The 9892-nt window shown below is 53.0% G+C and carries 11 protein-coding genes; 6 read left to right on the top strand and 5 right to left on the bottom strand.

Features of this window, described 5'->3' with window-relative positions; translation table 11 throughout:
• Window positions 1–456, bottom strand: a 456-nt coding sequence (locus CUC53_RS15160) for an aldehyde dehydrogenase family protein (protein ID WP_157798293.1), incomplete at its 3' end; no start/stop codon positions are given.
• An 88-nt stretch (window positions 457–544) separates the two neighbouring features.
• A complete protein-coding gene (aptA, locus tag CUC53_RS15155; RefSeq protein WP_100294925.1) occupies window positions 545–1876 on the bottom strand; it encodes an omega-aminotransferase AptA in 1332 nt (443 codons plus the stop codon).
• Between the two features lie 187 nt (window positions 1877–2063).
• Between aptA and CUC53_RS15150 the strand changes: the two genes are divergently transcribed.
• The 4 genes from CUC53_RS15150 (at window position 2064) to rarD (ending at window position 5550) form a co-directional block, all read left to right on the top strand.
• On the top strand, window positions 2064–2606 hold the full coding sequence (locus CUC53_RS15150) for a cupin domain-containing protein (RefSeq protein WP_100294924.1): 543 nt from the start codon (window positions 2064–2066) through the stop codon (window positions 2604–2606).
• A 124-nt stretch (window positions 2607–2730) separates the two neighbouring features.
• On the top strand, window positions 2731–4227 hold the full coding sequence (locus CUC53_RS15145) for an aldehyde dehydrogenase (RefSeq protein ID WP_100294923.1): 1497 nt from the start codon (window positions 2731–2733) through the stop codon (window positions 4225–4227).
• Between the two features lie 143 nt (window positions 4228–4370).
• Window positions 4371–4523: a hypothetical protein gene (locus CUC53_RS19305; protein WP_236757936.1), complete on the top strand. Its 153-nt coding sequence runs from the start codon at window positions 4371–4373 to the stop codon at window positions 4521–4523.
• Between the two features lie 118 nt (window positions 4524–4641).
• Window positions 4642–5550, top strand: a complete 909-nt coding sequence (gene rarD / locus CUC53_RS15140; protein WP_100294922.1) for an EamA family transporter RarD — start codon at window positions 4642–4644, stop codon at window positions 5548–5550.
• A gap of 86 nt (window positions 5551–5636) precedes the next feature.
• On the opposite strand, the gene CUC53_RS15135 is transcribed toward rarD, so the two are convergent.
• Window positions 5637–6287, bottom strand: a complete 651-nt coding sequence (locus tag CUC53_RS15135; protein WP_100294921.1) for a chromophore lyase CpcT/CpeT — start codon at window positions 6285–6287, stop codon at window positions 5637–5639.
• A 272-nt stretch (window positions 6288–6559) separates the two neighbouring features.
• Here CUC53_RS15135 and rraA point away from each other — a divergent pair, with 272 nt between their 5' ends.
• Entirely contained in the window at window positions 6560–7045 is a 486-nt protein-coding gene (gene rraA / locus CUC53_RS15130; protein ID WP_100294920.1) for a ribonuclease E activity regulator RraA, read from the top strand.
• Window positions 7046–7129: 84 nt separating this feature from the next.
• On the opposite strand, the gene CUC53_RS15125 is transcribed toward rraA, so the two are convergent.
• The gene (locus CUC53_RS15125) at window positions 7130–8518 is read right to left on the bottom strand and encodes an ATP-binding protein (RefSeq protein WP_100294919.1); all 1389 of its coding nucleotides are present in this window, start codon (window positions 8516–8518) and stop codon (window positions 7130–7132) included.
• A 4-nt stretch (window positions 8519–8522) separates the two neighbouring features.
• Complete coding sequence (locus CUC53_RS15120; RefSeq protein WP_100294918.1) at window positions 8523–9245, bottom strand: response regulator; 723 nt, start codon at window positions 9243–9245, stop codon at window positions 8523–8525.
• A gap of 199 nt (window positions 9246–9444) precedes the next feature.
• Here CUC53_RS15120 and CUC53_RS15115 point away from each other — a divergent pair, with 199 nt between their 5' ends.
• Entirely contained in the window at window positions 9445–9807 is a 363-nt protein-coding gene (locus CUC53_RS15115; RefSeq protein ID WP_100294917.1) for a hypothetical protein, read from the top strand.
• Window positions 9808–9892 lie beyond the last annotated feature (85 nt).

The following is a 9892-nucleotide window of genomic DNA, read 5'->3' as shown; positions in this document are numbered from 1 at the left end:
AAAATTGAACGGGGTGATCCCCGCGCAGACCCCCACCGGTTGCATCACCGAGTAGCAATCAACCCCGCGCCCCACGTTGAGAGAGTGCTCGCCTTTTTGCAGATGAGGAATACCACAGGCAAACTCCACCACCTCCAATCCACGGGTCAGCTCCCCTTGTGCATCAGAGAAGATTTTGCCGTGCTCGCGGCTGATCACCTCGGCCAGGGCATCCCGATGTTGCTCCATCAACGCTTTGAAACGGAAAAAGACTCGGGCCCGTACTAATGGTGGCGTCTGAGACCAACCCGCAAACGCCCGTTCGGCACAGGCAATCGCCTCCTGACACTCGGCGGCGCTCGACAGCCCCACGCTTCCCTGCTGCTTGCCGCAGGCTGGATTGAAGATGGCGCTTTGCCGTTCACTGCGACTGTGCTGCAGTTGACCGTCAATAAAATTGCCGACCCTGTATGTCATATCTCCTCCGTGGTAGATCATCTGGTAGCGAGGCTGCAAGCCAAGCACGCCAAGGCAAGACCCCGCCAAAGCGGGGCCTTAAAATGGGTTAAGGTTGGGCCTGCAGGACATCTTGCAGCAGGGTAAACAAATCATCGATCTGGCTGCGCTCGATGATGAGAGGAGGCGACAGAGCAATGATATCGCCGGTCACCCGGATCAGCAGCCCCTTGTCAAAGCAGCGAACAAACACCTCATAAGCACGCTTACCTGGCGCATCGGGCATGGATTCGAGCTCAATACCCGCCACCAGCCCATAGTTGCGCACATCTTTGACATGTTTACAGCCCTTGAGGGAGTGAGCGGCCTCTTGCCAATAACCCGCTAGATCTGCTGCACGGCTAAACAGGTTTTCATTGCGGTAAATCTCGAGCGTCGCCAGTCCCGCTGCTGCCGCCACCGGATGACCGGAGTAGGTATAACCGTGAAACAGCTCGATCGCCCCCTTGCCTGCCGCCATCATGTCGGCATAAAGGTGATCTTGCACCAATACGGCTCCCATCGGTATCGCGCCGTTAGTGAGCCCCTTGGCGCAGGTGATCATGTCGGGGATGACATCGAACTCTTGGGCGGCGAAAGGGGCACCAAGACGCCCAAAGCCCGTGATCACCTCATCAAAAATCAACAAGATGCCATGTTTGGTGCAGATCTCCCGCAACCGTTTGAGGTAACCCTTGGGTGGCATCAATACCCCAGTACTGCCTGCCACTGGCTCGACAATCACTGCTGCGATATTGCTGGCATCGTGCAGAAAGACGATCTTCTCCAGCTCGTCGGCCAGCGCCAGATCCTCCTCTGGCAATCCTTTGGTGAAGGCATTTTTAGCAAGGTTGAGGGTATGCGGCAGATGATCAACACCGGTCAGCAGGGAACCGAACCACTTGCGATTGCCGGGAATGCCTCCTACCGAGATACCGCCAAAACCGACCCCGTGATAGCCCCGCTCACGACCGATCAAGCGAGTACGCGTCCCCTGACCACGGGCTCGCTGCCAAGCCAAGGCGATTTTGAGCGCCGTATCGACTGACTCTGAACCGGAGTTGGTATAGAACACATGGCCAAACCCCTTGGGGGCGATCTCGACCAGCTGATTGGCCAGCTCAAATGGCAGCGGGTGGCCCATCTGAAAGGTCGGGGCAAAATCGAGGTGAGAAATCTGCTGGGAAACGGCCTCGGCAATCTCGCGTCGCCCATGACCTGCGTTACAACACCATAGCCCAGCGGTGCCATCTAGTATCTTGCGGCCATCCTCTGAGTAATAATACATCCCCGCTGCGGACTTCAGGATGCGCGGCGCCGCCTTGAACTGTTGGTTGGCGGTAAATGGCATCCAAAAAGCGGACATATCGGAGGGGGTATTGATGTCGCAGATCGGTTTCATGGTCACCTCTTTCCTTAAGGTGTTTAGCAATCATCGGACTATGCCTATTAAATTAAACACCTGAAGCCTTAAAAAAGGGCTCATTGTTGCCCCACTTGATCACTCCCCTGCTAGCTGCTAGCAGGGGGCTGGTATAAGATATTTAACACAATTTTAATAATAGTAAACAGTCAAGGAGTGTCTATCGATGGATATCGGCCACCGCCTCAAGGCGGTTCGCACCAACGCGGCTCTGTCCCAGCGGGAGCTCGCCAAACGCTCTGGTGTGACCAATGGCTTTATTTCACAGATTGAAAAGAATCAGGTCAGCCCGTCGGTTGCCTCGCTACGTAAGGTGCTGGAAGGGATTCCTATGTCACTGGCGAGTTTTTTCACCGATGAGACTGCGATGGATTCGGAAGTGGTGTTTCGCGCTGCCGACATGCCAGATCTTGGCACCCATCCCATCAGCTATCGGCTGGTAGGCCACAGCCGGGCCAACCGTGCTATCGGCATGATGCAGGAGATCCTACCGCCGGGCGCCGATACCGGTGATGAGATGTTAAGCCACGAGGGGGAGGAGTGCGGCATCATCATCCAGGGCCAAGTCGAGGTCACCGTCGGTGAGCAAATCTACCTGCTTGCTCCTGGAGATGGCTACTACTTCGATAGCCGTACTCCGCATCGGTTTCGTAACGTCAATGACGAGCAGTGTGTGCTGATCTCCGCCAACACACCCGCCAGTTTCTAACCTGATTAACTTAGTCATTACCGGCCAAGTGTTTAATGAATTGTTACAAAATGGATTTACAAGCGGCATAATGTTTAGCATATTGATACGCGAAAACTGACTTTTGCCAGTTCAAGGAGTAAGCATGAGTGACCTGACCCTGGCCCAGTGGCAACACAAGGCCGCCCATCTAACCCTGCCTTCGCAAGCATTTATCGACGGTGCTTACCGAGATGCCATTCATGGCGCCACGTTCGATTGCATCAACCCAGCTAATGGCAAGTTGCTCACCAAGGTCGCCGCCTGCGACGGAGCTGACGCTGAGTTGGCAGTACACGTAGCACGCACAGCGTTTAACGACAGACGCTGGAGTGGATTGTCACCTAAACAGCGTAAACTGATCCTGCAACGATTCGCGGACCTGATGCGCCTTAATCAGCTGGAGCTGGCGCTGCTAGAATCGCTCGATATGGGCAAGCCCATCAGCGATGCCATGGGCTATGATGCGCCCGCAGCGGCTAACTGCATCGCTTGGAATGCCGAGGCGATCGACAAGATTTACGATCAAGTGGCCCCGGTGGAGGCATCGGCACTGGCACTGGTCACCCGAGAACCTCTCGGGGTAGTGGCCGCTATCGTACCGTGGAATTTTCCGCTGGTGATGGCTTGCTGGAAACTCGGCCCAGCACTGGCGACCGGCAACTCGGTGATCCTCAAACCGTCGGAGAAATCTCCTCTCACCGCCTTGCGTATTGCTGGGATTGCCAAAGAAGCGGGCATTCCAGACGGCGTCTTCAACGTGCTGCCGGGCTTTGGTCATACCGTCGGCGAGGCACTGGCCATGCACACGGATGTGGACTGTATCACCTTTACCGGCTCCACAAAGATCGGCAAGCACTTGGTTGAGTGCTCCGGCAAATCCAACCTCAAACGCGCCTTTATGGAGTGTGGTGGCAAAAGCCCTAACATCATCTTGGCGGATGCCCCAGATCTGGATGCTGCCGCCAAGAGCGCTGCTGGCGCTATCTTCTATAACCAAGGTGAAGTGTGTACCGCGGCTTCCCGCCTCTTGGTGCAAAACAGCATCAAGCCACAATTTATCGCTCGGCTGCTGGCCCATGCTCGCGAATGGATCTCCGCCCATCCCCTCGATCCCGCAACCCGTATCGGCGCCATCGTGGATAACAGCCAAATGGAGCAAGTCTTGCGCTATATCGAGATTGGTAAGCAAGAGGGAGCCAAGCTTCTGCTAGGGGGTAACCAAACCAACACCGAGAGCGGTGGCTTCTACATCGAGCCCACCATTTTTGATGAAGTGACGCCCAAGATGCGGATCTTCCGCGAGGAAATTTTTGGCCCAGTCCTAGCAATCACTGGCTTTGACACCTTGGAAGAGGCGATTACGTTGGCCAACGACACCGACTACGGGCTAGCCGCTGCCATCTGGACCTCAGACCTCAACAAGGCAATTAACGGCTCACGAGCGCTGCGTGCTGGTAGTGTATTCGTCAACAACTGGGATGGCGGTGATATGACTATGCCATTTGGTGGGTTTAAACAATCCGGTAATGGCCGTGATAAATCACTGCACGCACTAGAGAAATATACCGAACTAAAAAGCACTTGGATTCAACTCGAATAATCTATTTGTTCATTATTTACACACATTTAAGGGAAAGAAATTTCCCTTTTTTTATTTCCATCAAATTACGCTATAGATACAATAGTCAAATAACTAACCTGATAAATACCAATATAAAAATGCTATTTTTTCTGGGAAGTGTAGTGCTATTGGTGATCGCTCTGCCGCTATCGTTTTTCTTGCTAGGGCAGGGAGAGGTCTATCTGACGTGGGGCTCTTGGATCTCCGGCTTGGCCCTGATGATTTGGTTGCTATGCGACATCATGAATTACATTCGCCCAGGCAAAGGCGAATAGCACACTGCACCACAAAAACGACAGCCAACAAATTAATTCGCTTTTTTCACCGCTCAAGGATCGCTAAACTGAATTTTTGCGATGTTTCCGAACATCCATCTCAGTAAAGGTTATCCGCATGCCGCAACAAATCCAGCGCCAGGGCATCCTCTATGCCCTGTGCGCTTATACTCTTTGGGGCTTAGCCCCGATCTATTTCAAGAGCTTATCTAACGTACCTGCAACCGAAATACTGACTCATCGCGTCATTTGGTCGTGCGCGCTGCTGATGGTATTAGTGCTACTGGGCCGCCAGTGGCACAAAGTGCAAACGGTGTTACGGCAACCTCGGTTGCTGCTGATCCTCGCTTTTACCTCCATCACGGTCGGTAGTAACTGGTTGCTGTTTATATGGGCGATCAATAATGGCCATATGCTGGATGCCAGCCTCGGCTACTACATCAACCCGTTATTTAATGTGTTGCTTGGCATGGTATTTCTCAGTGAAAAATTGCGGCGCCTACAGTGGTGGGCGGTCGCTCTCGCCTTCACAGGTGTAGCCATCCAACTCATCGCCTTTGGATCACTGCCTTGGATCGCGCTCGTCTTGGCATCTAGTTTTGCTATTTACGGGCTCATTCGCAAAAAGCTGGCACTGGATGCGCTGACGGGCCTATTACTGGAGACAGTGATTATGCTGCCTCCCGCCGCCATCTACTTGTGGGGATTTGCGGATAGTCCAACGAGCCATATGACCGCCAATGACTGGCAGCTCAATTTACTGCTTATCGCTGCGGGCGTGGTCACCACAGCTCCACTACTTTGCTTCACGGCAGCAGCTACTCGGCTAAAGCTCTCTACACTGGGTTTTTTCCAATATATAGGCCCAAGTTTGATGTTTATCTTAGCGGTAACCCTTTATGGTGAAGCGCTTGTCATGGATAAACTACTCACGTTTGCCTGTATCTGGAGCGCACTGGTGCTATTTAGCTTGGATGGGATACGTAGTAACAAGCAAAAACGTCCCACACAGCAGCCAGTCGATTGAATCTGCAGAGCTCACAATTATAGGGCTAACGTGACTGAGCTGATGTGGCGATCAAATAACAGTGGGGCATCAAAACGATGCCCCACTTATTGCCCACGTACCTTGCTGCGCCGCATGTAGACATATCCTTCCCCAGGACTCCCCCACTTTGGCAAGCCTTGGCTATCATAGCCACGGTCCAACAGCCTGACACTGTTTGGCCCAATCCAGATGTATTGCACCAACGTGATTGCACCACCAAAGTTGGTAGCGCACCGCCCCACCTCGCTGCGTCCACTGTATTCACCGGTAAGACCACGTGTAAGCCAGATTTCACAGCCTTGACGCAAAGAGAGCTGCTGAGGCGTCAAGCTATCAAGCAGGGCAGGATCATGCCACGCTCCGGCAAAATCAGTGGCTCTGGGCATTGTCATCTCAGCCATCAAAATCCGACCATCCGTTCCTGGCGAAAAACGGTAGATACGCTGGCGAAACGGCCGCACCGAACGCTCGCTAAGGAATTGCTCAGCATAGACCCAGCGATAGCCCTTATAGGTTGGCCAAATTTCGGTAAGCCGTAACTCGGCACTGGTAAAACGCGGATCAAACCCTGCTTGCTCTTTACTGGAAAACTCACCACTGAACCAAGATAGTAACGGCTCCATCCCTACTCTGAAGGGGACTATCTGAGACAGTGAATTAGCCCACGTTAAACCAGCAAACACCAGCCCACATAGCGTGGCCAGCAACTTTGCCATCGTATCCGTCCAGGTTGTCATCATGGCGCCGATTATATGAGCGAATGAACCCAATAACATCCACAGTAATCAAATGATTATCCTTAGTATGAATCGGTCTATTAAAAATAAATTACATATTAATAACCGATAAATATCCGCAACGGCCTATTTCCAAGGATAAGTGCCTCCTCATTGTGATATTGCGTCTGTCACCTGAGGAATATTCATTGAAATGCCCCATTCACTCTTTATACTCAAATCCACCTGTTTCCAGCCGTGGACTTGACACTATGGAATACAACACTTCAGAACTTTGCGATATCTATCATGACATGGTGGATGTACTCGAACCCATGCTCTGCTCTTTTGGGGGACGCGCATCCTTTGGTGGTGTCATCACCACCGTCAAATGTTTCGAGTCAAATGGCCTTATCCGTGAACTTGTTAAAGAGAATGGGGTTAGCCGCGTATTATTGATTGATGGCGGCGGCTCGATGCGCCGTGCCCTGATCGACAGCGACATCGCCACCACCGCTGCGGAAAATGGCTGGGAGGGGATCGTCTGCTACGGCTGTGTACGCGAAGTCGATATGTTGGAAGATCTCGATATCGGCATTCAAGCACTGGCGGCCATCCCTGTCGGCGCCGACAGCAAAGAGATCGGAGAGACCGATTTGCCCGTCAATTTTGGCGGTGTCACCTTCCTGCCCGATGATCATCTCTATGCTGACACCACTGGGGTGATTCTCTCCCCTGAAGCACTAGACATCGAGTAGGCAAAGAGTACGCCTGCTAGCGATTGAAGATGGGAGCACTGGCTCCCATTTTTATGCCATGCGTTCACGCCCTATGCTTGGCGATCACAACGGCAGGGAGATCCTCGCCTCCAGCCCACCTTGCAGGCGATTATGCAGGGTCAGCTCACCACCATGTTGGTGCACTAAGGTACGAGCGATCGACAGGCCAAGTCCGACGCTACCAGACTCGGTGTTACGCGCCTCATCGAGTCGCACAAAAGGCTTAAAGACATCATCCAAGCTCTCTATCTCAATACCGGGACCATCATCGCAGACACGGATCAGCAACTCATTGGGCATCCGCGCCAATGACACTTCGGCACTACCAGCATATTTAATGGCATTCCCGATAAGATTTTGCAGCACTCGACGTAAGGTATTGGCACGGCAGGCGTAGACTTGCTTACCCTCAGCCAAGCAGGTGACCGGCTGACCCGTATCGGCATAATCATCACACAAGCTTTCCAGAAGACTAACCAAATCCAGCTCACGGGTAGCTTCTTGCTGTCCCTCTTCTCGGGCAAAGCTCAAGGTCGCGGCCAGCATCTGCTCCATTTGCTGCAACGTTTGTAAAATTCGCTCTTTATCTTCGCCTTCGGCCAAAAACTCACTGCGCAGACGCAAGCTAGTGATGGGGGTACGTAAATCATGAGAGATGGCGGCCAGCATCCGAGTGCGATCCTGGACGAAGCGATCAAGCCGAGTATGCATCCGGTTAAAGGCCTGAATAGATTCTCGCACTTCCAACGGCCCAGCCTCTTTGAGCGGCTCAATATCTTCACCACGCCCCAGCCTATCAGCATTCACAGCTAACTGTTTTAGTGGCAGGGTAGCGCGGCGAAACAGCCAGATCATCAAGCCAATCACCAAACTGGCTACCAGCATCAGATTAAGCGTGGTCTGCCATGACCAAGTGCCCACTTCTTTGTCAACCAGCGAGCTAAATTGCAACCAACCTCCCTGGGGTAACTCAATAGAGCCATAAAGCCGCATATCCTGTGGGAGTGGGCCTTTGCTGCCTCGCATCATACGGGTGTGATGCTCCCACGCCTTGCTGCGCTGAGCATCCTGCTTGAGCTCAGCGCTTATCTCTACCCCCAAGCTGGCGGGATAGCGCAAATGAGAGCGCACCCGTTGCTCAAAACGCGGGCTACGATTCTCTGGTTGCAACGGTTCATCCTCAATTCGCAGTAACAACGTTTCGCTGCGGCTGGCTTTGAGGATCTCGTCATACAGTGAAGGGGGCGAGAGGGAAAGCAGTCGAACAACCGAGATGATCCGCTGGATCGCATTGCGGCTGTTCACAAAACCGAGCGCCTCCTCCCGATCAGTGCGATAGATCTGGATACTGAGCAGCTGGATCAGAATCAGGCCAGCCAAAGCGACCAAGATGATCTGCCCAGTCAACCCTTTGGGCCACAGATGACGGCCTAACTTGGTGCGCAGCGTCATGGTGTTATTCCTGGGTGACATCGGCACAAAACATATAGCCACCGCCCCAGATGGTTTTGATTAGCTCAGGATTCTTGGAGTCTCGCTCCAGCTTACGGCGCAGCCGACTCACTAAGGTATCAATGGCTCGGTCAAACGCCACCGCCTCACGACCACGAGCCAGATCCAACAGCTGGTCTCGGCTCAGCACCCGCTGTGGTCGCTCTAAAAAGACCTTGAGCAGATCAAACTCTGCCGTCGATAGGCTCATCCCAACCCCTGCTTCATCTACTAATTCCCGGCGCTGGATGTCGAGTAACCAGCGATCGAACCGTAGATCTCGGGTGAGCGGCTCCATCCCCTGCGCACTATCAACCTGAGTGCGGCGCATCACCGCTTTGATCCGAGCCAGCAGCTCGCGCGGATTAAACGGTTTGGCTAGGTAGTCATCCGCTCCCATCTCCAACCCAATGATGCGATCGGTCTCTTCTCCCATGGCGGTGAGCATGATAATCGGCAAACTGGATTTAGCCCGCAACTGGCGGCACAGCGTCAGGCCATCTTCCCCTGGCATCATTAAGTCCAACACCAACAGATCAAACTCGCGCTCCTCTAACAACCGTTTCATCTCTTTACCGTCGCGGGCACAACTGACCCGCAAGCCATGCTGCTCTAAAAACCGCTTCAACAGGTCACGAATTTCACTGTGATCATCGACCACCAGAATGTGGGGGCTGCCTTGGTTCATGAGGCGTTCTCCTGCTTGATATTGGCGCGAGTATACGAAAATCAGCTGAGCGGGTTATGTCAAAATGTGGCAAATCAGTCGAGTGCCACACTCTGCTACAAAAAAGGGCTGATCTGGCAAAGTTCAGACACCAGCAGGGTGTTAACTTGTCATCAAGGCCAGAGCGCTGACCTCGCATCATCCTAATAGGAGATAGACCATGAACAAGCTGACCAATACCCTACTCGCTGCCACCCTGATCGTAGGCTTACCACTGGGGGCTTATGCAGCCACTGACACCACAGCGAAAACACAACCCGATACCATGATGGATTGTGCGATGGAGGGTAACAAAACGGGTGACCATAACATGGCTGGCAAGCACCACGGTGGCCGCCATGACAAGATGGCTCGGATGAACAACATGACCCCAGAGCAAATGCAAGCTCACCTGCAACAACGCTATGATCGTATTGAAGACCCAGCCAAAAAAGCCGAGTTTGTCAAAAAACTCAATGACCGCGCCACTGGCATGGCCAAACACGCCGAGGCGATGAAACAGTTCGCTGAAGCAAACCAGTGAGCACCTAAGACTCGGCACTGTTAATACATAGTGGCTCGTCATCAACGCAAAAACGGAACCTAATGGTTCCGTTTTTGCGTTCCAA

The sequence above is a fragment of the Aeromonas cavernicola genome (assembly GCF_002795305.1).
Lineage (GTDB): Bacteria > Pseudomonadota > Gammaproteobacteria > Enterobacterales > Aeromonadaceae > Aeromonas > Aeromonas cavernicola.
This window is presented reverse-complemented; position numbering and strand designations above follow the sequence as displayed.

Bases quoted from the DNA above. Each gene is read 5' to 3' on its own strand.
- CUC53_RS15115 (WP_100294917.1), top strand. From the start codon at position 9,445: ATGAACAAGCTGACCAATACCCTACTCGCTGCCACCCTGATCGTAGGC.
- CUC53_RS15135 (WP_100294921.1), bottom strand. From the start codon at position 6,287: ATGGCAAAGTTGCTGGCCACGCTATGTGGGCTGGTGTTTGCTGGTTTA.
- aptA (WP_100294925.1), bottom strand. From the start codon at position 1,876: ATGAAACCGATCTGCGACATCAATACCCCCTCCGATATGTCCGCTTTT.
- CUC53_RS15120 (WP_100294918.1), bottom strand. From the start codon at position 9,245: ATGAACCAAGGCAGCCCCCACATTCTGGTGGTCGATGATCACAGTGAA.
- CUC53_RS15150 (WP_100294924.1), top strand. From the start codon at position 2,064: ATGGATATCGGCCACCGCCTCAAGGCGGTTCGCACCAACGCGGCTCTG.
- CUC53_RS15145 (WP_100294923.1), top strand. From the start codon at position 2,731: ATGAGTGACCTGACCCTGGCCCAGTGGCAACACAAGGCCGCCCATCTA.
- rarD (WP_100294922.1), top strand. From the start codon at position 4,642: ATGCCGCAACAAATCCAGCGCCAGGGCATCCTCTATGCCCTGTGCGCT.
- rraA (WP_100294920.1), top strand. From the start codon at position 6,560: ATGGAATACAACACTTCAGAACTTTGCGATATCTATCATGACATGGTG.
- CUC53_RS15125 (WP_100294919.1), bottom strand. From the start codon at position 8,518: ATGACGCTGCGCACCAAGTTAGGCCGTCATCTGTGGCCCAAAGGGTTG.